The 21,488-nt window shown below is 58.2% G+C and carries 18 protein-coding genes; 12 read left to right on the top strand and 6 right to left on the bottom strand.

What is annotated here, in order from left to right; all coding sequences use genetic code 11:
- Nucleotides 1-2: 2 nt before the first annotated feature.
- The 5 genes from NR114_RS06210 (at nucleotide 3) to NR114_RS06230 (ending at nucleotide 4,790) form a co-directional block, all read left to right on the top strand.
- Nucleotides 3-1,154: an FAD-dependent monooxygenase gene (locus NR114_RS06210; protein ID WP_041414542.1), complete on the top strand. Its 1,152-nt coding sequence runs from the start codon at nucleotides 3-5 to the stop codon at nucleotides 1,152-1,154.
- A complete protein-coding gene (locus NR114_RS06215) occupies nucleotides 1,151-1,945 on the top strand; it encodes an alpha/beta fold hydrolase (protein ID WP_020826784.1) in 795 nt (264 codons plus the stop codon). Before NR114_RS06210 ends, NR114_RS06215 begins: the two co-directional genes overlap by 4 nt.
- Before the next feature lie 15 nt (nucleotides 1,946-1,960).
- Complete coding sequence (locus NR114_RS06220; RefSeq protein ID WP_020826783.1) at nucleotides 1,961-2,713, top strand: Asp/Glu racemase; 753 nt, start codon at nucleotides 1,961-1,963, stop codon at nucleotides 2,711-2,713.
- Nucleotides 2,714-2,722: 9 nt separating this feature from the next.
- Nucleotides 2,723-3,364 carry an N-carbamoylsarcosine amidohydrolase gene (locus NR114_RS06225; protein ID WP_256813758.1) on the top strand — a complete coding sequence of 214 codons (642 nt, stop codon included), beginning with the start codon at nucleotides 2,723-2,725 and terminating at the stop codon, nucleotides 3,362-3,364.
- A 118-nt stretch (nucleotides 3,365-3,482) separates the two neighbouring features.
- Nucleotides 3,483-4,790, top strand: coding sequence for an MFS transporter (locus NR114_RS06230; RefSeq protein ID WP_130015692.1), 1,308 nt, complete (start codon nucleotides 3,483-3,485; stop codon nucleotides 4,788-4,790).
- Between the two features lie 192 nt (nucleotides 4,791-4,982).
- On the opposite strand, the gene dcp is transcribed toward NR114_RS06230, so the two are convergent.
- The 6 genes from dcp to NR114_RS06260 all read right to left on the bottom strand — a co-directional run bounded on the left by dcp (nucleotide 4,983) and on the right by NR114_RS06260 (nucleotide 14,748).
- A complete protein-coding gene (dcp, locus tag NR114_RS06235) occupies nucleotides 4,983-7,184 on the bottom strand; it encodes a peptidyl-dipeptidase Dcp (RefSeq protein ID WP_020826780.1) in 2,202 nt (733 codons plus the stop codon).
- A gap of 167 nt (nucleotides 7,185-7,351) precedes the next feature.
- A complete protein-coding gene (gene xdhC, locus NR114_RS06240; protein ID WP_256813759.1) occupies nucleotides 7,352-8,125 on the bottom strand; it encodes a xanthine dehydrogenase accessory protein XdhC in 774 nt (257 codons plus the stop codon).
- Nucleotides 8,109-10,511 (bottom strand): xanthine dehydrogenase molybdopterin binding subunit, encoded by a 2,403-nt coding sequence (gene xdhB, locus NR114_RS06245; RefSeq protein ID WP_256813760.1) that lies wholly within the window; start codon nucleotides 10,509-10,511, stop codon nucleotides 8,109-8,111. The genes xdhC and xdhB overlap by 17 nt, the downstream gene beginning before the upstream one ends.
- Complete coding sequence (gene xdhA, locus NR114_RS06250) at nucleotides 10,504-11,934, bottom strand: xanthine dehydrogenase small subunit (protein WP_234530202.1); 1,431 nt, start codon at nucleotides 11,932-11,934, stop codon at nucleotides 10,504-10,506. Before xdhA ends, xdhB begins: the two co-directional genes overlap by 8 nt.
- Nucleotides 11,931-13,262, bottom strand: coding sequence for a guanine deaminase (gene guaD, locus NR114_RS06255; RefSeq protein ID WP_048759090.1), 1,332 nt, complete (start codon nucleotides 13,260-13,262; stop codon nucleotides 11,931-11,933). The genes xdhA and guaD overlap by 4 nt, the downstream gene beginning before the upstream one ends.
- Before the next feature lie 310 nt (nucleotides 13,263-13,572).
- The gene (locus tag NR114_RS06260; protein ID WP_020826775.1) at nucleotides 13,573-14,748 is read right to left on the bottom strand and encodes an ROK family transcriptional regulator; all 1,176 of its coding nucleotides are present in this window, start codon (nucleotides 14,746-14,748) and stop codon (nucleotides 13,573-13,575) included.
- Nucleotides 14,749-14,848: 100 nt separating this feature from the next.
- Between NR114_RS06260 and NR114_RS06265 the strand changes: the two genes are divergently transcribed.
- The 7 genes from NR114_RS06265 to fecR all read left to right on the top strand — a co-directional run bounded on the left by NR114_RS06265 (nucleotide 14,849) and on the right by fecR (nucleotide 21,470).
- Nucleotides 14,849-16,099: an extracellular solute-binding protein gene (locus NR114_RS06265; protein ID WP_234530201.1), complete on the top strand. Its 1,251-nt coding sequence runs from the start codon at nucleotides 14,849-14,851 to the stop codon at nucleotides 16,097-16,099.
- A gap of 9 nt (nucleotides 16,100-16,108) precedes the next feature.
- A complete protein-coding gene (locus NR114_RS06270) occupies nucleotides 16,109-17,017 on the top strand; it encodes a carbohydrate ABC transporter permease (RefSeq protein ID WP_020826773.1) in 909 nt (302 codons plus the stop codon).
- Nucleotides 17,007-17,846: a carbohydrate ABC transporter permease gene (locus NR114_RS06275; RefSeq protein WP_129940549.1), complete on the top strand. Its 840-nt coding sequence runs from the start codon at nucleotides 17,007-17,009 to the stop codon at nucleotides 17,844-17,846. Before NR114_RS06270 ends, NR114_RS06275 begins: the two co-directional genes overlap by 11 nt.
- Before the next feature lie 20 nt (nucleotides 17,847-17,866).
- Entirely contained in the window at nucleotides 17,867-18,820 is a 954-nt protein-coding gene (locus tag NR114_RS06280; RefSeq protein WP_129982907.1) for a carbohydrate kinase family protein, read from the top strand.
- On the top strand, nucleotides 18,820-19,899 hold the full coding sequence (locus tag NR114_RS06285) for an ABC transporter ATP-binding protein (protein WP_234530199.1): 1,080 nt from the start codon (nucleotides 18,820-18,822) through the stop codon (nucleotides 19,897-19,899). Before NR114_RS06280 ends, NR114_RS06285 begins: the two co-directional genes overlap by 1 nt.
- Before the next feature lie 93 nt (nucleotides 19,900-19,992).
- Nucleotides 19,993-20,514: a ferric citrate uptake sigma factor FecI gene (gene fecI, locus NR114_RS06290; RefSeq protein ID WP_116690541.1), complete on the top strand. Its 522-nt coding sequence runs from the start codon at nucleotides 19,993-19,995 to the stop codon at nucleotides 20,512-20,514.
- The gene (fecR, locus tag NR114_RS06295) at nucleotides 20,514-21,470 is read left to right on the top strand and encodes a ferric citrate uptake sigma factor regulator FecR (protein WP_256813762.1); all 957 of its coding nucleotides are present in this window, start codon (nucleotides 20,514-20,516) and stop codon (nucleotides 21,468-21,470) included. Before fecI ends, fecR begins: the two co-directional genes overlap by 1 nt.
- The last annotated feature ends 18 nt before the right edge of the window (nucleotides 21,471-21,488 follow it).

Raw genomic sequence — 21,488 nt, forward strand, 5'->3', positions numbered from 1 at the left:
AAATGATGAGCAAACAACAACGCATTGCCGTAGTCGGCGCCGGTTTGGGTGGCGCCGCCGCCGCCGGTCTGCTGCAAAAAGCGGGCTTTACCGTCGACCTGTACGAACAGAGTCCGGTGTTTTCACGATTGGGTGCCGGTATCCATATGGGGCCAAACGTATTGAAGATTTTCCGCCGTCTCGGCATTGAACAACCCTTGGAGCAAATGGCGTCTCACCCGGACTTCTGGTTCAGCCGCGACGCCGAAACGGGTGATTATCTATCTCGCATCGAACTGGGGGCATTTGCCCGCAAAGAGTACGGTGCCGCTTACGTGACGGTACACCGCGGCGATCTGCAGGCCTTGCAGATGGCGGCACTGCAACCGGGCAGCGTGCATTTTGGCAAGCACCTGAGCAAGATTGAAGAGCGCGAAAACCATGTGGTGCTGAATTTTGCCGACGGTACTCAGGCCAGTGCAGACATCGTGATTGGCGCCGACGGCATCAATTCCCGCATTCGCGAACACCTGCTGGGCACTGAAGCCCCAACCTACAGTGGTTGGGTGGCGCACCGGGCGTTGATCCGCGGCGACAAACTGGCCAAATACAACCTGAGTTTTGAAGACTGCGTTAAATGGTGGTCGGCGGATCGTCACTTGATGGTCTATTACACCACCCAAAAGCGCGACGAATACTACTACGTCAGCGGCGTGCCGCACCCGGCATGGGATTTCCAGGGCAGCTTTATCGACAGCAGCCGCGAGGAAATGTACGAAACCTTCGCCGGTTATCACCCGATTGTGCAGGCATTGATCGAGTCCAGCGAACAGGTCACCAAATGGCCGTTGCTGAACCGTAAACCGCTGCCGTTGTGGAGCGAAGGTCGCATGGTACTGCTCGGCGATGCCTGCCACCCGATGAAGCCGCACATGGCTCAGGGCGCAGCCATGGCGATCGAAGACGCCGCCATGCTGGCGCGTTGCCTGCAGGAAACCGGCCTGACCGACTACCGCACCGCTTTCCAACTGTATGAAGCCAACCGCAAAGAGCGGGCTTCTCGCGTGCAGGCGGTATCCAATGCCAATACCTTCCTGCGCACGCAGGAAGATCCCGCCTGGGTTTACGGCTATGACCTGTACGCGCAAGCGCTGAAATCGGAGAACGCCGCATGAGCCACTTTCTGTATGGCGCCAACGTGCAGGCCAACGGCATTCGCCAGCACTATCTGCGCTACGGCGGGCAAGGCCCGGTGGTGATCCTGATCCCCGGCATCACCAGCCCGGCGATCACCTGGGGCTTCGTCGCCGAACGACTGGCTGAAAAGTACGACACCTATGTGCTGGACGTACGTGGGCGCGGACTATCCGCCAGCGGGCCGGACCTGGCTTATGACGCCGAAACCTGTGCCCAGGACATAACCTCTTTCGCTTGCGCTTTGCAATTGGAAAACTACGCCCTGCTCGGTCATTCAATGGGGGCGCGCTTTGCCTTACGCGCTGCCGCGCTCCATCCGGCAGGGGTACGACGGCTGGTGCTGATCGACCCGCCAGTTTCCGGCCCCGGTCGGCGCGAATATCCGGGCAAGTGGCCCTGGTATGTCGATTCGATCCGTCAGTCACTGTTGGGCATGAACGCCGAACAGATGCGCACTTACTGCCCCAGCTGGAGCGAATCGCAGCGCCAACTGCGTGCCGAATGGCTGCACACCTGCTATGAACCGGCCATCCAACGCGCCTATGAAGATTTCCATCAGGTCGATAGTCATCGCGATTATCCCGCGTTGAGCATGCCGACATTACTGATGGTCGCGGGCCTTGGCGGCGTGATCCAGCAGGAAGACGAGGCGGAGATCCGCGCATTGCAGCCAGAGATAACTCTCGCGCACGTTGAAAATGCCGGACATATGATCCCGTGGGACGACTTTGACGGTTTCTTCCGTGCTCTGGGCAATTTTCTGGATTAATTAAGGAGTGGTGTCATGACTAAAAATTACCGTATCGGCCAAATCGTCCCCAGCTCCAACACCACGATGGAAACCGAAATTCCGGCGATGCTGAACGCTCGCCAACTGATCCGCCCGGAGCGTTTCACCTTTCACTCCAGCCGCATGCGCATGAAACACGTCAGCAAGGCGGAGTTGGCGGCGATGGACGCCGAATCCGACCGTTGTGCTCTGGAACTTTCCGACGCACAAGTCGACGTGCTCGGTTATGCCTGCCTGGTGGCAATCATGTCGATGGGGCTGGGCTATCACCGTGAGTCACAGGCTCGACTGGCACAGGTGACGCAAGATAATAACGCCGGCGCTCCGGTCATCAGCAGCGCCGGAGCGCTGGTCAACGGTCTGAAAGTGCTGGGGGCCAAACGCATTGCGTTAGTCGCCCCCTACATGAAACCCCTGACCCAAATGGTGGTGGACTATATCGAGCACGAGGGTATTGAGGTCAAGGTATGGCGGGCACTGGAGATTGCCGACAATCTGGCCGTGGGACGCCATGACCCGGCCAAACTGCCGGGCATTGTCGCCGAGATGGATCTGAGCGACGTTGACGCCATCGTGCTGTCCGCCTGCGTGCAAATGCCGTCCTTACCGGCGGTGGCTACCGTTGAAGCACAAACCGGCAAACCGGTATTGACCGCCGCCATCGCAACCACTTACGCCATGCTGACCGCACTGGAGCTGGAGCCGATCGTTCCCGGCGCAGGTGCCCTGCTGTCCGGCGCCTATTAAGGAGCAACTATGGCATCCGCAGCCGATAACTCACTCACCGAGAATTACAGCGGCGTCTGGGGCAACCGCATTGGCTTCGGCCGACATCCGGCCCTGCTGATGATCGACTTTATGCAGGGCTACACAACCGAGGGTGCACCGCTGTTCGCTCCCGGCGTGGTCAGCGCGGTCGAAGAGAGCGTGGCGCTGTTGGCCACCGCTCGCCAAACGGGAATTCCGGTGATTCACACCAATATCCGCTATCATGCAGGGCATTTTGCCGATGGCGGCATTTGGGTGAAAAAAGCTCCGGTTATGAAGGACATGGTGGAAGGCAACCCGCTGGCCGCTTTTTGCACGCAGGTAACTCCTCTGGCCTCAGAAGTGGTATTAACCAAACAGTATGCCAGCGCCTTTTTCGGCACCTCTTTGGCCCCGATGTTGGTGGCGCTGGGCGTCGATACCCTACTGTTGGCCGGTTGCTCCACTAGCGGCTGTATCCGTGCCAGCGCAGTGGACGCGGTACAGCACGGCTTCCGCACCATCGTCGTGCGGGAATGCGTAGGCGATCGTCACCCCGGGCCGCATGAGGCTAATCTGTTCGACATCGACAGTAAATACGGTGATGTCGTGACTAAAAAGGAGGCCCTCGATTATCTGAACCGGCTGTAACCCAGAGCTTCACCTGCACGGAGAGCTGAACAATAAAGAAGGCGCGGAAAGCGCCTCAAAAGCAAACACACAACGCTCCTCCTCCGGAGGCCACTATGCACCACCTGGAGACATCATCATGGCCATTGTTGAAACCCCGTTAACCGGGAAAGCGGGAGCAGAATCGCTTCTGTACCGCAAAATCACCTGGAAGCTGATCCCGTTCCTCTGTTTGTGCTATCTGGCCGCCTATCTCGACCGCATCAACGTCGGTTTGGCCAAGTTGCAGATGGCCGACCAATTGCAACTGAGCGAGGCCGCCTTCGGGCTGGGCGCCGGGCTGTTCTTTGTCGGCTATATCCTGTTTGAAGTGCCGAGTAACCTGATCCTGCAGCGCGTCGGCGCCAAGGTGTGGATTGCCCGCATCATGATCACCTGGGGCCTGCTTTCCGCCTGTACGATGTTTGTCACTACCCCCAACCAGTTTTACATCATCCGCTTTTTACTTGGCGTAGCGGAAGCCGGCTTCCTGCCAGGAGTACTGTATTATCTGACGCTGTGGTTCCCGACTTACCGTCGCGGCCGCATCATTGCGCTGTTCATGATCGGCCTGCCCCTGTCTAGCGTGCTTGGCGGCCCGCTGTCTGGCTGGATCATGGGACATTTTGATATGCGCCACGGGCTGCACGGCTGGCAATGGCTGTTTCTGCTGGAAGGCATTCCCAGCGTATTGTTGGGCGTACTCACGTTCTGGGTGCTGCCGAACAACTATCGACAGGCCAAATGGCTGTCCGAGGACGAAAAACAACGCATTGCAGACGATCTGGCCCAGGACGACGCCGAAGCCAGCCACAGCAAGCACAGTTTTCGCGACGGTTTCTTTAACCTCAAAGTGTGGATGTTGGGTGGCATTGACTTCTCGATCCTGCTTAGCGCCTATGCCATGGGCTTTTGGATGCCAACCTTTATCAAGACTGCCGGCGTGACCAACATCACTACCATCGGCCTGCTGACTGCATTACCGAGCGTAGCTGCCCTGCTGGGCATGTTGCTGATCGGTACCAGTTCCGACCGCATGCGTGAGCGTCGCTGGCATATCATCGTGCCCTTTATTGTCGGCGCGATGGCAATGGCCGGCAGCACGTTCTTCACCCATAACGTGATCGCCACGGTGTTGCTGTTCTCTGTTGCGCAGGCCGCAATCATTGGTGCGGTACCGGTGTTTTTCAGCCTGCCGGCCACCTTTCTGCGCGGCACAGCAGCGGCAACCGGCTTCGCGCTGGCCTGTTCGCTGGCAAACATTGCCGGGTTGGTGAGTAACTCGCTGATGGGGCTGGCATTGGACCTGACCGGTAAAAGCGGCGGCGCTCTGTGGGCATTCGCCGGGTGTCTGCTGATCAGTTCATTGCTGGTAGTTGCATTGCCTGCCAAGGTGGTTAACCGCTGAGGACGTTGGGCCCCGCTCGCGGGGCCTGACTTATTGGCAACCACAGGATCGGTCTGCCATCTTTGTCCTTCATTGCTCACGGGCCAAAAATATCCGGCGCATGATAAATCCTCGTTTCAGCTATGTCCCGACGAAAAAAAGGACGCAAGAAACTTGCGCCCTTCTGGGAGTTTTGGGCAATGCCGCGAACTGTTATTCGTCTTTAAGACCGCGGTTGATCAACATCGGCTCGATGCTCGGTTCTTTACCGCGCCACTCGACGTACAACTTCTCCAGATCCTGGCTGTTGCCGCGCGACAGCACCATATCGCGGAAACGCTGGCCGTTCTCCGCCGTCAGCCCACCGTGCTCGCTGAACCACTGGAAGGCGTCATCCGCCAGCATTTCAGTCCACAGATAGGCGTAATAACCGGCGGCGTAGCCGTTACCCCAGATGTGTTTGAAGTAGCTTGAGCGATAGCGTGGCGGCACGTAGCTGAGATCGATCTTGTCTTTCATCAGCGATTCGGCTTCGAATTTATCCACGTCCTGCTGCGGCTGATCGGCGCTCAGCATATGCCAGTGCATATCCAACAGTGCCGCAGACAGCAGCTCGGTCATGTCGTAGCCCTTGTTGAACTTGTCGGCTTTTTTGATTTTATCGACCAGTTCCTGCGGCATGGCTTCACCGGTTTTGTAGTGTTTGGCGTAATGCGCAAAGACTTTAGGATCGCTGGCCCAGTGCTCGTTGAACTGCGAGGGGAATTCGACAAAATCACGTGCGGTATTGGTACCTGAAAGGCTTGGGTATTCCTGATCGGCGAACATACCGTGCAACGCATGACCAAACTCGTGGAACATGGTGATCACGTCGTCGTAAGACAGCAGCGCAGGCTGACCTGCTGCCGGTTTGGTAAAGTTGGCAACGTTGTAAATCACCGGTTTGGTGCCTTTCAACTTCGACTGTTCGACGAAGTTGCTCATCCAGGCGCCGCCGCCTTTGTTGTCGCGTTTAAAGAAGTCGGTATAGAACAGCGCCATCGATTTGCCGTCTTTATCGAACACCTCATACACGCGCACGTCCGGCTGGTAAACCGGGATATCCTTACGTTCTTTGAAGCTGATGCCGTACAGCAGGTTGGCGGCATAGAACACGCCATTGTTCAGCACGTTATCCAATTCGAAGTAAGGTTTGATCTGCGATTCATCCAGATCGTACTTCGCCTTGCGCACCTGTTCGGCATAGAACTGCCAATCCCAGGCGGCAACCTTGAAATCGCCTTTCTGCTGGTCGATCACCGCCTGAATGTCTTTGGCTTCACGTTCGGCACGCGCAGTGGCTGCCGGGACGATATTACGCATGAAGCTCAGCGCCGCATCCGGCGTTTTGGCCATCTGGTTTTGCAGCTTCCAGGCCGCATAGTTCGGGAAGCCCAGCAGCTTGGCCTGCTCGGCGCGGACTTTGGCCAGGCGGGCAATCGTCTGGCGAGTGTCGTTGCCGTCACCCTTTTCTGCCCGATTCCACGAAGCGTCAAACAGCGCCTTGCGAGTGTCTCGATTTTTCAGGCTTTGCAAATCCGGTTGCTGGGTGGTGTTTTGCAATACCAGTAACCACTGCTTGTCCAGCTTACGCTCACCGGCGGCCTGAGCGGCAGCGGCCAGTTCGCTCTCAGACAATCCGTCCAACTTACCCTTGTCGGCGATAGCCAGCGCACCATCTTTGGTCGCCGCCAGCAGCTTGTTGGAGAACTGGGTACTCAGCGTCGCCGCTTCCTGGTTCAGCGCCTTCAGCTTGGTTTTATCGGCGTCGGAGAGATTGGCCCCCGCCAGCTCGAAGTTTTTGTAAGTCACTTCCACCAGGCGGCGAGATTCGGCATCCAGCTTCAGCGCATCACGCTGCTGATAAATCGTCTTGATACGCGCGAACAGTTTGCTGTTGAGCATGATGGCGTCGTCCAGCGCCGCCAGCTTCGGTGAGCTTTCTTCATCCAACTTTTGCAGCGCGTCACTGGTGTTGGCCGAGGTCATGGCACCAAACACGTTCATCACGCGTGACAGCAACGCCCCAGACTGTTCCAGCGCCACGAAGGTATTTTTAAAATCAGGCTTGGCCGGGTTGTTGGCAATCTTCTCCACTTCCTCCAGCTTTTGCTTGATACCGGCATCAATTGCCGGGGCGTAGTCGCTCTCTTTAATCAAATTGAACGGCGGCGCCTGGAACGGCAGGCGACTTTGGTAGAAGAACGGGTTCTGGTTCTTTTTATTGTTGTGCTGGTTGGCTTCACCGGTCACGTTAGCCTCCTTCGCCTGACCACTCGGCAACGCGGTGTGGTCAGCGTGCGGGTTAGTTTCTGCTGCCTGTGCCTGCGAGCTCAGCGCCATGCCGATCGCCAACACCAATGTAGATAAACGCATCAAATCGAAACTCCTCCATGTTCACAGAATAAATTGCGCGGGAACCCCAGTTCCCAGGCCACATCCTAGCTTAGGCGCAGTTGGCAGTTTGAGCAAAAACAAGTGATTAGAATGTTGAGTTGGCCTAAGCATCAGGCTTTTTGGCCTTCAGTTTAATGAAAACCTTTTCAGCGTAAACCTTGTCCGTAGCAGGCAATAACCTCTCCGGCCACCGCCACCGCGATCTCCGCCGGCAGTTTGCCCTTCACGTCCGGCAGGCCCAGGGGGCAGCGCATGGCGGCGATCGCCGTTTCGCTGATGCCGCGTTGGCCGAGCTTGTATTCGAAGCGTTTGCGTTTGGTCAGCGATCCGATCAGGCCGAAGTACCCTGCGTCGCCGCGACGTAAAATTCGCTCCGCCAGTGCCAGGTCCAGCGCGTGATCGTGGGTCATCACGATAAAGAAACTGCCCGGCGGCATGGCGTCGACGATCTCCAGTGGTTCATCGCTGATTTCTTGCTGCACCCCGGCGGGAATAACCCGCGGGAATTCCGCAGCGCGGCCGTCCACCCAGCGCACCCGGCACGGCAGCGTGGCGAGGATATTCACCAGCGCGCGCCCGACGTGGCCGGCACCAAACAGAGCGATCTGCGGGCGCGGCGATATCATCGGCTCAAACAGCACGCTGGTGGTGCCGCCGCAGCACTGGCCCAGTCGCGCCGCCAGCGGGAAACGTTCCAGCCGTAACTGGGGCGCAGCCTGTTGCAGCATTTCGCGGGCAATCGCCAATGCCTGAAACTCCAGATGGCCGCCGCCAATGGTATTCACCGCACGTTCGGCGGTTACCAGCATTTTGGTACCCCGGTTGCGCGGCGTGGAGCCCCGTTCATCGACCAGCGTCACCAGCACGCAGGGCTCGCCGCGCCTGCGTGCCTCTGCCAGCGCCTCAATCCATTCGTCCATCGCCGTTCTCCCGCGTCAATTCAGTGACAATGTCACTTGCCAGCATCTGTTGCACGCCCCACAGCACCCGTTCCGGCGTGGCCGGTGCGTCAATGTTGGGTTGCAGGCGGTAATCCGCCAGGCTGGCGACCGCATCCTTGATTGCGCACCATACCGAAATGCCCAGCATAAACGGCGGCTCGCCCACCGCTTTGGAATGAAATACCGTATCCTCGGGGTTTTTGCGGTTTTCCAGCAGCCTGACGCGCAAATCGGCAAGCACATCGCCGATAGCCGGGATTTTGTAGCTGGCAGGCCCGTTCGTCAGCAACTTCCCTTGTTCGTCCCACACCAGCTCTTCGCTGGTCAGCCAGCCCATGCCCTGCACAAAGCCCCCCTCGACCTGACCGACGTCGATTGCCGGGTTCAACGAGTCGCCCACGTCGTGCAGGATGTCGGCGCGCAGCAGTTTGTACTCGCCGGTCAGGGTGTCGATCACCACCTCCGCGCAGGCCGCGCCGTAGGCAAAGTAATAGAACGGGTGACCGCGGGCCTGGTCGCGATCGTAGAAAATTTTCGGCGTGCGGTAATAGCCGGTGCTGGCGAGCGAAACCTGATTGAAATACGCCTGCTCAACCACCTGCTCGAAGCTGAAATAACGCTCGGCCACTTTGACCTGGCCGTTATTGAAAATAATCTGCTCCGCACTGACCTGATGCTGTTTGCTCAGCATCTCGATCAGCCGCTGTTTAATGATTAGCGCGGCATTCTCCGCCGCCTTGCCGTTGAGATCCGTGCCGGATGACGCCGCCGTCGGCGAGGTATTCGGCACCTTGCCGGTATCGGTAGCGGTGATTTGAATACGTTCGATGTCCACCTGGAACACTTCGGCGACAATCTGCGCCACCTTGGTGTTTAGCCCCTGGCCCATTTCGGTGCCGCCGTGGTTAAGTTGAATGCTGCCGTCGGTGTACACCAGCACCAACGCACCTGCCTGGTTAAGGAAGCCGGCGGTGAAGGAAATACCAAACTTCACCGGCGTCAGCGCCAGCCCTTTTTTCAGGATTGGATTTTGCATGTTGAACTGCCGGATCGCCTGACGGCGGGCCTGATAATCGGCACCTTGCTCCAGCTCTGCGGTGATTTCCTGCAGCAGGTTCTGCTCCACCGGCTGGTGATAATGCGTAACGTTGCGTTGATCCTTGCCGTAATAGTTGGTTTTTCGCACCGCCAACGGATCGAGCGCCAGATAGCGTGCAATATGATCCATAACCTGCTCAATCGCCATCATGCCCTGCGGCCCGCCAAAGCCCCGGTAAGCAGTATTGGAAGCGGTATGCGTCTTACAGCGGTGGCCAGTAATCAGCACATCTTCCAGAAAATAGGCGTTATCAGCGTGAAACATGGCGCGATCGACAATAGAACCCGAAAGGTCGAGCGAATAGCCACAGTTGCCTGCCAGGCTGATTTTCACCCCGTGCAGTAGCCCGCTGTCGTCGAAACCTACGTCATATTGAATATAAAACGGGTGGCGCTTGCCGGTGATCAACATGTCATCGCGGCGGTTAAGGCGCATTTTGACCGGTCGCCCGGTGAGATGCGCCATCACGGCGCACAAACACGCAGGACCGGCAGCCTGCGTTTCCTTACCGCCAAAACCACCGCCCATGCGCCGCGTATCGATTGTCACTCTGTGCATTGGCAGGTTGAGCACCGAGGCCACCAGCTTTTGGATCTCGGTCGGGTTCTGAGTCGAGGAATACACCAGCATGCCGCCGTCCTCGGCCGGCATCACCGACGCAATCTGGGTTTCCAGATAAAAGTGTTCCTGACCGCCGACATGCAGCTCCCCCTGAATGCGGTGTTTCGCCTGCGCCAACGCGCGGTCGGCGTCGCCCCGTTGATGACGATGCGCCTCCTGCACCAGGAAACCTTCCCGTAAAGATTGAGTGACGTCCAACCGTGCCGGTAAATCCCGATAGGTCACTTTAATCGCCTGAGCGGCACGCCAGGCAATTTCCGGATCTTCCGCCGCCACAACCGCAATGACCTGTCCGACGTATTCCACCTTATCTTTCGCCAGCAGTGGATCGCCGTGCGTTAAAGGGGCGATATCCAGTTCGCCCGGTACGTCCTGCCAGGTGATCACCCTTACCACGCCGGAAAAGTCGTAACATGCCGACAGGTCCAGCTTTTCGATCTGCGCATGTGCCCGTTCGCTCAGCCTGGCCGCCAGATGCAATTGGTTCGGAAACTCAAGCCTGTCGTCGATGTATTGCGCTTCACCGCTGACGTGCTTGTCGGCACTCTCGTGCTTGCGGCTGCGGCCTACGCCGCTGGTTAACGACTGGCGGAAACGTTCTGCCAGGTGTTCCTGGGTGTGTTCGGTCCCTTTGCGATTACTCATGAGCGGTCACCTCTATTGCCAGCTGCGGCGCTGTCAGCGCAATGAAGTAGCGACGCAGCAGGTTTTGCGCCACCAGCAAACGGTAAGCGCTGCTGGCGCGGAAATCGCTCAGCGGCGTAAAGTCCTGCGCCAACGCCTGTGCCGCTTGCTCAAGGGTTTCTCGCCGCCAGGGCTGCCCAACCAGTTGCTGCTCACAGAGTTCGGCGCGTTTCGGGGTCGCCGCCATGCCGCCGAACGCCACGCGGGCGCTGCGGATAACGCCTTGATCAAAGGTCAAATTAAAAGCGCCGCACACGGCCGAAATGTCGTCTTCCAGGCGTTTGGAGACTTTCCAGGCACGAAAGTCCGCCGGTGCGCTGGCAGGCAGTACGATACTTTCAATAAATTCCCCCGGCTGCAGTGCGGTTTGGCGGTAGCCAAGGAAGAAGTCGTTCAACGGCAGTTCACGCTGGGTAGCACCACAGCGCAGGATCAGCAGCGCGTCCAGCGCCAGCAATAAGGGCGCACCGTCGCCAATCGGTGAAGCATTGGCAATATTGCCCCCCAACGTGCCCTGATTGCGGATCTGCTGGGAAGCAAAACGCGCCAGCAGTTCACCAAAGGCCGGATGATAGTTGGCCAACATCGGATACAAATCACTCAAGGCGGCGCCGGCGCCAATCACAAGACGATCGCCCTGCCAGCTTACCTGCCTGAGCGCCTCAATTTGGCCAATAGCGATGATCAGCGGGATATCCTGATGCCGCTGGGTGATTTCCAGCGCCAGATCGGTCCCGCCAGCCAGCAGCTTGGCCTGCGGGTGCTGTTGATAGAGCCGCGCCAGCTCATCGAGGCTCTGCGGCAGCAAACAGCGCTTGCCGTCAGCCTCCAGCGGCGTTGCGGCACGCATGGCCTGCAGCCGTTGCAGCGTTTGTGGCTGGTGGTGGTCGAAGCTGTCTGGCTGAGGGTTATCGCACGCCTGCTGCGCCGCCGCCAAAATCGGGCGATAGCCGGTACAGCGGCACAGGTTGCCGGCCAGTGCCTGCTGCGCCTGTTCGCGTTGATAGGACGCTGTGTTTTTTTGCAGGCAGAACAGCGACATCACGAAACCCGGTGTACAAAAACCGCACTGTGAACCGTGACAGTCGACCATAGCCTGCTGCACGCCGTGCAATTCCCCCTGCTGTTTCAGATCCTCTACGGTGATCAACTGTTTGCCGTGCAACGCGCTGACGAAGGTCAGACAGGCATTAACGCTGCGATAGCGCAGCCGATCGCCTTCCGGCTCGGCCAACACCACGGTACAAGCGCCGCAATCGCCGGAGGCACAGCCCTCTTTGGTGCCGCAGCGGCCAAGGTCACGCCGCAGGTAGTTCAGCACCGTGGTGTTGGGATCGAGTGCGGTTTCTGTTTTCAGGGTTTGATTAAGCAGAAACTGGATCATGCCGCCTCCTGGCACTTGGCCGCTTGGTACACCACTTTGCCGTCGACGTAAGTACGATAAACATTGCGATCGTCACCCAGAGTCATCAACACAAACAGTTGCTCCGCCAGTTCGCGGCTGTTTTCATGTCGTAACTTTTGCAGCGGTGACACGGCCGGATCCAGCACCACAAAATCCGCCTCTTTGCCCACGTCGAAGTTGCCGATTTTGTCGTCGAGCGACAGGGCTCGAGCTCCGCCCAGCGTCGCGTGGTAGAAGGCTTCACAGGCGGAAAGCTGATAGCGCTGCAGCTGAGCGACCTTGTAAGCCTCACCCAGCGTTTCCAGCATGTTAAAGGTGGTCCCGGCCCCGACGTCGGTGCCGATACCCAGCCTGACCTGCTTCTGCCAGGCCTTTTGCAGGTTGAACAAACCGCTGCCCAGAAACAGATTGGAGGTTGGGCAAAAGGCGATCGCCGAACGGGTTTGGCACAGGCAATCCCACTCTTGTTCTTCCAGATGCAAACAGTGGGCGAACACGCTTTTCTCTCCGGTCAGCCCGTACTGGTGGTACACGTCCAGATAGCTGCGGCTGTCGGGGAACAACTCTTTTACCCAGGCCACTTCATCAAGATTTTCGCTCAGATGGGTGTGCAGGTAGGCATCCGGAAATTCCTGGCGCAGGCGCTGCACCTGCTCAAGCAGCGCCGGGGTGCTGGTGGGCGCAAAGCGTGGCGTAATGGCGTAACTCAGCCGCTGTTTGCCGTGCCAGCGCTCAATCAGCGCTCGCGTTTGGCGGTAGCTCTGTTCCGGGCTTTCCAGCAAGGCTTCCGGCGCATGGCGATCCATCATCACCTTACCGGCAATCAAGCGCATGTTCAGCGCCGCCGCCTGGCGGAACAGCGCTTCAACCGACTGAGGATGCACGGTGCCAAATACCAGCGCCGTAGTGGTGCCGTTGCTTAACAGCTGCTGCAGAAAGAATGCCGACATTTTGTCAGAGTGCCGTTCGCAGCAAAATTGGCTTTCTGTCGGGAAGGTATAGTTTTTCAGCCAGGTCAGCAGTTGCTCGCCATAGGCGCCGATCATTTCGGTTTGCGGGTAGTGAATATGGGTGTCGATAAAACCCGGCACGATCAGTTTGTCCGGATAATGAGCGACCTCAAACCCCGGCGGCAACAGCGATTCGCCCTGCTGCCAGCTGCCGAACCAGGCAATCGCGCCTTCATGGAGCAGCATTAACCCGTCAGGAATATGTCGCAGTTGCTGACCTAATTGCTGCGGATGATCCACGCAGGCCGCGATGTCGAAAAAATTGCCACGGATCGCCGTGGTGAATGGCATGTTCATTTTGCTTTCCTTCTCTACCGACCAGCGCACAGCACCCGGCTGAGTCAATTCAGCCTGGAGAGCGATGGCGGTCTTTTTATCGATCGCAGATGTTGATTTAAGAATAGCAAGCCGCGTGCCAGTCGGTTTTTTATTGACTATTTATGTTTAAAAACAGAAGGATAAAATTCACCGAACAATATTCTGAGCCAACGAAAAATAAGCAGAATATAAGCAAACGGTTGCCCTTAAATAGCAACCGTTTGCTTATATTGGATTAATGATTAGCCTGCACCATTATTGGGCAAGAATATAAATCGGAGGATGGGTTTTATGACTTCAATAACACTTCATAACGGGGATTGAATTCATCAAACAGCGGCAGTGCCGCCGCCCCCAATGCGGCGGTATCCGCACCGGTGGTGCCCAGCCGCACCCGCAGGCCGTCGAGGTATTTGCTGCGCACCGAGCGATGCAGCGGCACCAACCGTTTAATCAGTTGCGCCACGAGGCTTTCCGGCATCAGGCCGCCGATAATCACGGCTTCAGCGTCAAACATGCATTCGACTATGTTGATCGCCTGACGTAACGCAGGCACCGCCGAATCCAGCCAGGTGTCAATCTGCGACTGCGGCAATGCCAGCAAGTCTTGTGGTCTGGCGCTCATCGGATCCAGCCCGCAGCTCTCGTAGGCCGCCTGCAGAGAGACATAACGCTCCAGGCAGCCCTGGTTACCGCAGTAGCAGGCGCGCCCGCCCGGTTGCACAATCATGTGGCCGACTTCACCAGCATTGTGCGCATGGCCGGTATAAATTCGGCCATCGGTGAAAATCCCCGCGCCAAGCCCGGTACCGAGATACAGATAAATAAACGAATTCAGCTGTCTGGCTACGCCGTGCAAACGCTCGCCGATGGCGGCGACGGTGGCATCGTTCTCCAGCGTCACCGGCAGGCCGCTTTGCGCGTTAAGTTCAGCCACCACATCGATATTTTCCCAACCGTTGAGCGTGGTCGGCCCGACCGACGAAATCCCTTCCACGCCAAACGGCCCCGGCATTACCACGCCGATCCCCAGCATTTTTCCCCAGGCCAGATCCGGCTGCTGGCGCATTTCTTGCAGTACATCACAAATCAGTTTCAAGGTCGCAGCAGGTTGCGGCTTTTGCACCATAATCAGCCGGTGGAAACGTACGCTGCCTGACAGATCAACCACGATCATCAGCAGGGACTGGTGATCCAGATGGATGCCGATGGAATACGCACTGTCTGGGTTAAGGGTCAACGGCGTGGCTGGCTGACCTCGCCCGCCGGCACGACGCGGCAGGTGCGAAGAGAGAATGCCGGCCTGTTCCAGCTCGGTTGCGATGTTTGAAACGGTTTGCGGCGTCAGTGAGGTCAGCCGGGCAATTTCGGCACGGGTCAGTTCTCCGTGCAGACGGATAGCCTCTATCACTACGCGCCGGTTGTGTGCGCGAGCATGTTCAAGGTTAGTGCCGGAAGTCGTCATAACTGCCTATGCAGAAAGGGAAATCGTCTTTGCAGTATGGTGCCCTCCAATAAAGCAATCAAATTGATTTAAAAATCTTTTTAACACCGGAGAACGCACAATGAAAAGCCATACCCTTGCCGCTACGACAGTCTGTACTTTGTCTGCCCTGACGCTCAGTCTCTCATCCGCCTATGCCGCCCCCACGCAAATTAGCGCGTTGTTTATGACCCAGGCGGCCTACAGTGAAAACGATATCCGCGCCATGACCGCGGACTTCAGCAAACAACACCCGGATATCACCGTTAATCTGGAGTTTGTCCCTTACGAGGCGCTGCACGATAAAATCGTCGCGGCACGTGGTGCCGGCAGCAATGGCTACGACGTGGTGCTGTTCGACGCCATCTGGCCGGCGGAATTCACCAAGTTCGGCCTGCTGCAAGACGTCACCGCGCGCATCAGCGCCGACGACAGCGCCAAAATCTTTGCCGGCGCCATGACCACCGTCACCTACAAAGACAAGCGCTGGGGCATGCCGTGGATCCTCGACACCAAATACCTGTATTACAACAAGGCCATGCTGGCCAAGGCCGGGATTGCCGCCCCGCCGAAAACCTGGCAGGAGCTGGAACAGCAGGCGGAAATTCTGAAGCAGAAAAACGTGGTCAAGTACCCGCTGGTGTGGAGCTGGTCACAGGCCGAAGCGCTGGTTTGCGACTACACCACGCTGGTGTCGGCCTTCAAGGGCCAGTTCATCCAGCAGGGCAAAATCACCTTCTCCAGCCCGGGTTCGCTGCAGGCCGCCAGCTACATGAAAGCGTCACTGGATAAGGGACTCACCAACCCGAATTCTCGCGAGTATCTTGAGGAGGACGTGCGCAAGGCCTTCTCCAACGGGGATGCAGCCTTCGCACTGAACTGGACCTATATGTACAACATGGCCAACGATCCGAAGCAAAGCAAGGTGGCCGGCGACGTCGGTATCGTGCCGGCACCGGGCTCCGAGGCCGGTCAGGTTTCTGCGGTGAATGGCTCCATGGGTCTCGGCATTGCCAAGGCCAGCGCCCACCCCGATCAGGCCTGGCAGTACATCAGTTACATGACCTCGCAGCCGGTGCAGGACAAGTACGCCAAGCTTAGTCTGCCGATCTGGAAATCCTCCTATGAGGATCCCGCGGTGCAGAAAGGTCAGGAACCGCTGATCGCCGCCGCCAAACAGTCGTTGAACGTGATGCTTTCGCGCCCCGAAACCGCGGATTACTCACGGCTGTCCAACGGATTGCAGCAGGACCTACAGCAAATCCTGCAGGGTAAAGTCACGCCGCAGGCCGGGCTGGATGCCGCGACCCAAAGCGCAGCACGGTTGCGTTAAGCGATGACGATGCTCACTCTGCCCCAACGTGAGCGTCGTCAGGCATGGGTGCTGCTGGCACCCATGCTGCTGATGATGCTGCTGCTTACCGCCTGGCCGCTGGGTCGTACCCTGTGGCTGAGTTTTACCGATGCGGCGCTGGTCGGCGACGGCGTTGCGCCGGCCTGGGTCGGTGCGGATAACTTTCTTTATGCCCTGACCGACCCTGACTTTCAGGCGGCGCTGGGGCGTACGCTGTATTTCACCCTGGTTTCGGTGGCGTTTGAAGGGGTGATTGGCGTGCTGGTGGCGCTGTTGCTCAATCAAAAATTCCACGGTCGCAATCTGCTGCGGGTGTTGGTGATTTTACCCTGGGCGCTACCGACCATCGTCAACGCCACGATGTGGCGACTGAATTTCAACCCGGATTACGGCAGCATCAACGCGCTGCTGACTCAACTCGGCGTGATCGACCACTATCGCAGTTGGCTGGGAGACCCGGCTTCGGCACTCAACGCGGTAATGCTCGCGGACATTTGGAAGAACTATCCGCTGATCACCCTGCTGACGCTGGCGGCATTGCAAACCATCCCGGACGATTTGTACGAGGCGGCCCGACTGGACGGCGCCTCTGCCTGGCGACGATTCCGCGCCATCACCCTGCCCGCCATTCTGGCGCCGCTGGCAGTGGCGTTGGTGCTGCGTACCATCGACGCGTTCAAAGTGTTCGACATCATTTACGTGATGACGCGCGGCGGGCCGATGGACAGCACCAAAACCCTGAGTTTCTTTGTCTATCAGGAATCGTTCAGCTATCTGCGCGCCGGCAGCGGTGCCGCCTACGCCGTGCTGATGACCTTGCTGTGCGGCGTGCTGATTGCGCTGTACATGCTGATGCTGTTCCGCCAGCGCAGAAGGAGCCTCGCCGATGAAGCCTAAGCTCCGCCTGCTCTTGCGCTACGGCGCCGCGCTGCTGCTGGCAGTGTCGATCCTCGCACCGATGCTATGGCTGTTTCTGATGAGCGTCAGCTCTTCGGCCGATCTGACCCGCGTGCCGCTGGAATGGCTGCCGCGTCACTGGGATTTTTCGCGTTACGTCAGCCTGCTGTCGTTGCAACCCGGCCAACCCGGTGCGTTGTTTCTGCATGCGTTGTTCAACAGTCTGCTGGTTGCATGCGGCGCGACGCTGATTTCGTTATTGCTGGCCATTCCTGCAGCGTTCAGCTTTTCCCGCTACCCCGGCCGCGACGGCTGGCTGTTTGCCAGCCTGGCGATCTACATGGTGCCGCCGGTGGCTTTCGTGCTGCCGCTGTACTTTATCCTGCAACAGTTGGCGCTGTTGAACACCCATATCGGTCTGGTGCTGGTCTACTGCTCGCTGATCCTGCCGTTTCTCACCTGGATGCTGAAAAACCAGTTTGATGCCCTGCCGATCGACATCGAGCAGGCGGCCCGGCTGGACGGGTTACGCCAGTGGCAAGTGCTGTTGCACATTACCCTGCCGCTGGCCAAACCGGCATTGGGTGCCTCGGCGCTGTTCGGCTGGTTGCTGGCCTGGGACGAATTTTTCTACGCGCTGCTGTTTACCAGCAATATTCAGGCGCAGACCTTGCCGGTGACCATAGCCGGTTTCACCGCCGGGCGGGCCACCGATGACGGGCTGATCGCCGCCGTCGGCATTCTGGCTGCCATTCCACCGCTGTTCATTGCCCTCTGGCTGCAAAAAACCCTGGTTAGCGGCTTAACCAGCGGCGGCAGCAAGGGCTAATTTATTCAGGGAAAATAGACATGATGAAGACCAACACCAAACCCACGCTGTACGTGGTGGGCAATATCAACGTCGATGTGATCATGAGCACCTTGCAGCAATGGCCGCAGAAAGGAACTGAAGCGATGCTCGATCACAGTGAACTGCGCCCCGGCGGTTCAGCAGGCAACTGCGCACTGGCGCTGGCGGCGCTGGAAACCCCTTACCGGCTGGTGGCCAATCAGGGCAATGACTATTTCAGTCCCTGGCTGGCGCAGCGGTTTCCGGACAGTTCGCCGTATTGGCCGATCTACAGTTGCGAAACTTCGCTGACTTTCGGCGTCACCCACCCCGACAATGAACGCACGTTTTTTAGCAATCAGGGGCATATTACCCGCCTCAGCCAAGACGATGTGCTGCATCAGATCCCGGTGTTGGCCGGCAGCGGCGACACCGTTTTGTTGTGCGGCACCTTCCTGTGCACCACCTTGTTGGCGGACTACCCGGCGTTGCTGAAGACCCTGCGCCAGCGCGGCTATCGCATTGCGGTTGATACCGGTTGGCCCCCACAGGGCTGGAGCGAACCGTTACGCACACAAATCGCCGACTGGCTGCCGTTCTGCGATATTTTGCTGCTCAATGAAGTGGAAACCTGTGGCATGGCGGGCAGTGAGGATCTGTACACCGCCGCTCGCACCCTGAATCGTCAACAGCCTGCCGACGCCGCCTGCGTGGTGAAATGTGGTCCGGACGGTGCGCGCATGTGGTGCGGCGAACGGTTATTGCAGGCGGCGGCACATCCGATCAAGGTGGTCGACACTATTGGCGCCGGCGACAGTTTCAACGCCGGTTTCCTGACCGCCAGCCTGCATGGCCACTCGTCAGCAGTGGCGCTGCGCTGGGGTATTCGTGCTGCCAGCCACGCTATCAGCAGCTCACCGCGCCAGTATCTGGACTGGAATACCCTGAAAACCTGCGCCGGAGAAATGGTCTGATGGCAAGTGTAGAACTGGTAAAAGTGGCCAAATACTACGGCAAACAACGGGTATTGAACCCCTTGGATCTGGTGATCCCCGACGGCAGTTTTACCGTGCTGGTCGGCCCGTCAGGCTGCGGCAAGTCCACGCTGCTGCGCCTGTTGGCCGGACTGGACAGCCTGACGGAGGGCACGATCCTGCTGGATAAAAAGAAGATCAACGATCTGGATCCTGCCGACCGCGACATCGCCATGGTGTTCCAGAGCTATGCGCTCTATCCGCACCTGACGGTGGCGGAAAACATGGCTTTTCACATGCAGGTGATGAAGGTAGCCAAGGCTGAGCAGCAGGCCAAGGTTCAGCAAGCAGCGCGCATTTTGGCGATCGATCATCTTTTGCAGCGCTATCCAAAAGAACTCTCCGGCGGCCAACGGCAGCGGGTAGCGATGGGCCGCGCCATGGTGCGTAATCCCAAGGTATTTTTATTCGACGAACCGTTGTCCAATCTCGATGCCCAACTGCGTATGGAGCTGCGTGCCGAGATCAAGGCCCTGCATCAGCAGTTCAAAACCACCACGGTGTATGTCACCCACGATCAGATTGAAGCCATGACGCTGGCGGACCAAATCGTGGTGATGAAAGATGGCAATATCGTGCAGCAAGGCAAACCGTTGGAGATCTACGACGCCCCCGCCGATACCTTTGTGGCGCGCTTTATCGGCTCACCGCCAATGAACCTGTTGGACGGCGTCGTCATGCCGTGCGACGACCGGCCTGGCATCGCCTGTGGCGAACTCTGGCTGCCATTGCCCGCAAAATGGCGGCATGTTGCGGCAGGCAGCAAGGTGATCCTCGGGCTGCGTCCCCATGACTTCCACCTGGTCGACACCAGCGTGCAACCTGCCGCCCAACTGCGACTGATGGAGATCACCGGCGATGTCAGCCTGCTGCATATCAACTGGGGCGGTTATCGGCTGCACGTACAGTTCAACGGACGAATTAACGCACAAAGCGACCAGCCGCTGTGGTTAGCGCCCAACCGTGACGCGATCCACCTGTTCGATGCCGCGACGGGACTGCGCTTGAGTGAAAGTTGAAAGTTCGCGTGGCCAGGGACGGCGTCAAACTTGAAACGATAACCATTCTCAATTATCATCCGCGCATCTTTTTTGACCGGCAGCGCGGAACCCATGTCAGCCACAGCCCCTACTTCCTCAGATGCGCTTACACGCCTCTACGCAACCCATCACGGTTGGCTGCGGGGCTGGCTGCAACGTCGACTCGGTTGCGCTTTTGACGCCGACGACCTGGCACAGGACACCTTCATGCGGGTCCTGAAAAACGACTCCGCCGCCGCTATTCGCGAACCCAAAGATTTTTTGGTCACCCTTGCCAAGCGGGTGATGGTCGATTTCTTCCGCCGCAAAACGCTGGAGCGCGCTTATCTGGATATGCTGGCGCTGATGCCGGAGGCGCTGGCGCCCTCACCCGAACAGCGTCACAGCCTGCTTGAAAGTCTGCAACACATCGACAGCATGCTCGACGGCCTGGGGCCGAAGATCAAACAGGCCTTTTTGCTGTCGCAGCTCGAAGGACTGAGCTATGCCGAGATTGCACAACGCCTCGGCGTTTCGGTCAGTTCAGTAAAAAAATACATGGCCAAAGCCGCCGAGCACTGCCTGCTGTTCAGCCTGGAAACCGAATACCCGTAATGAGCCACACCCTCACCCCCGAGCAGCGCCAGGCGCTGAAAATGGCCGCACAATGGTTTGCCCTGTTATGCGACGAAAACGTCACCGAGCACCAACGGCAACAGTGGCAGGCCTGGCACCAACAAAACGAAGATCACCGCTGGGCCTGGCAACGCGTTGAAGCACTGCAAAGTCAGTTGCAGGGCGTACCTGGAAAATTCAGCTATCGCACGCTCGACCAGGCCGGCCGCCAGTCCACGCTTGATCGCCGCACCCTGCTGAAAAGTCTGTTGCTGTTGCTGGGCGTCGGTGGCAGTTGGTTGGGCTTTCAGTCCCCGTTGGGCCGCGAGCTGCGCGCCGACTACCGTACCGCTACCGGTGAAATTAAACCCATCGTCCTCAGCGACGGCAGCCAGTTAGTACTCAATACCGCCAGCGCTGTCGATGTTCGCTACAGCGCTGAAAAACGGCTGATCCTGCTGCACAGCGGAGAAATCAGTTTGATTACCGGCCGCGACGACCGGCCGTTTTGGGTCGAAAGCCGGCAAGGCGCCATGCGCGCGCTCGGCACCCATTTCCTGGTGCGAGAAAACGACGATCAAACGCAACTGACGGTGCTTGAACACGCCGTAGAAGCCCAACTGGCACAGTTCCCACAGGAAAAACGACGGGTCAACGCCGGGGAACAAATCAGCTTCAGCGCTGTGGCATTCGGCCAACAACAGGCTGCCGGCAACGGCGACAGCTGGACCCGCGGCGTGCTGAGCGTCAGTCAATGGCGGCTGGATCAGGTGCTTGCCGAACTGGCGCGTTACCGTCACGGCCGTTTGGATTGCGATCCGGCCATTGCCGGCCTACGCGTGAGCGGCAGTTTCCCACTGAAGGAGCCCGATCGCGCACTCCTGCTGCTCAGCCAAACGCTGCCGATCCGGCTGCAAAGCTTTACCCGTTATTGGTTAAAAGTGGTCCCCGCCTGATTTATTTAAATGAAAATG

This window comes from Serratia sp. Ser99, assembly GCF_024519545.1.
Lineage (GTDB): Bacteria > Pseudomonadota > Gammaproteobacteria > Enterobacterales > Enterobacteriaceae > Serratia > Serratia liquefaciens.

Coding starts and splice junctions, on each gene's coding strand:
- NR114_RS06280 (WP_129982907.1), top strand. CDS start 17,867: ATGATGAAGACCAACACCAAACCCACGCTGTACGTGGTGGGCAATATC.
- xdhA (WP_234530202.1), bottom strand. CDS start 11,934: ATGATCCAGTTTCTGCTTAATCAAACCCTGAAAACAGAAACCGCACTC.
- fecI (WP_116690541.1), top strand. CDS start 19,993: ATGTCAGCCACAGCCCCTACTTCCTCAGATGCGCTTACACGCCTCTAC.
- guaD (WP_048759090.1), bottom strand. CDS start 13,262: ATGAACATGCCATTCACCACGGCGATCCGTGGCAATTTTTTCGACATC.
- NR114_RS06260 (WP_020826775.1), bottom strand. CDS start 14,748: ATGACGACTTCCGGCACTAACCTTGAACATGCTCGCGCACACAACCGG.
- NR114_RS06215 (WP_020826784.1), top strand. CDS start 1,151: ATGAGCCACTTTCTGTATGGCGCCAACGTGCAGGCCAACGGCATTCGC.
- NR114_RS06230 (WP_130015692.1), top strand. CDS start 3,483: ATGGCCATTGTTGAAACCCCGTTAACCGGGAAAGCGGGAGCAGAATCG.
- NR114_RS06270 (WP_020826773.1), top strand. CDS start 16,109: ATGCTCACTCTGCCCCAACGTGAGCGTCGTCAGGCATGGGTGCTGCTG.
- fecR (WP_256813762.1), top strand. CDS start 20,514: ATGAGCCACACCCTCACCCCCGAGCAGCGCCAGGCGCTGAAAATGGCC.
- xdhC (WP_256813759.1), bottom strand. CDS start 8,125: ATGGACGAATGGATTGAGGCGCTGGCAGAGGCACGCAGGCGCGGCGAG.
- NR114_RS06275 (WP_129940549.1), top strand. CDS start 17,007: ATGAAGCCTAAGCTCCGCCTGCTCTTGCGCTACGGCGCCGCGCTGCTG.
- xdhB (WP_256813760.1), bottom strand. CDS start 10,511: ATGAGTAATCGCAAAGGGACCGAACACACCCAGGAACACCTGGCAGAA.
- NR114_RS06210 (WP_041414542.1), top strand. CDS start 3: ATGATGAGCAAACAACAACGCATTGCCGTAGTCGGCGCCGGTTTGGGT.
- NR114_RS06225 (WP_256813758.1), top strand. CDS start 2,723: ATGGCATCCGCAGCCGATAACTCACTCACCGAGAATTACAGCGGCGTC.
- NR114_RS06220 (WP_020826783.1), top strand. CDS start 1,961: ATGACTAAAAATTACCGTATCGGCCAAATCGTCCCCAGCTCCAACACC.
- NR114_RS06265 (WP_234530201.1), top strand. CDS start 14,849: ATGAAAAGCCATACCCTTGCCGCTACGACAGTCTGTACTTTGTCTGCC.
- dcp (WP_020826780.1), bottom strand. CDS start 7,184: ATGCGTTTATCTACATTGGTGTTGGCGATCGGCATGGCGCTGAGCTCG.
- NR114_RS06285 (WP_234530199.1), top strand. CDS start 18,820: ATGGCAAGTGTAGAACTGGTAAAAGTGGCCAAATACTACGGCAAACAA.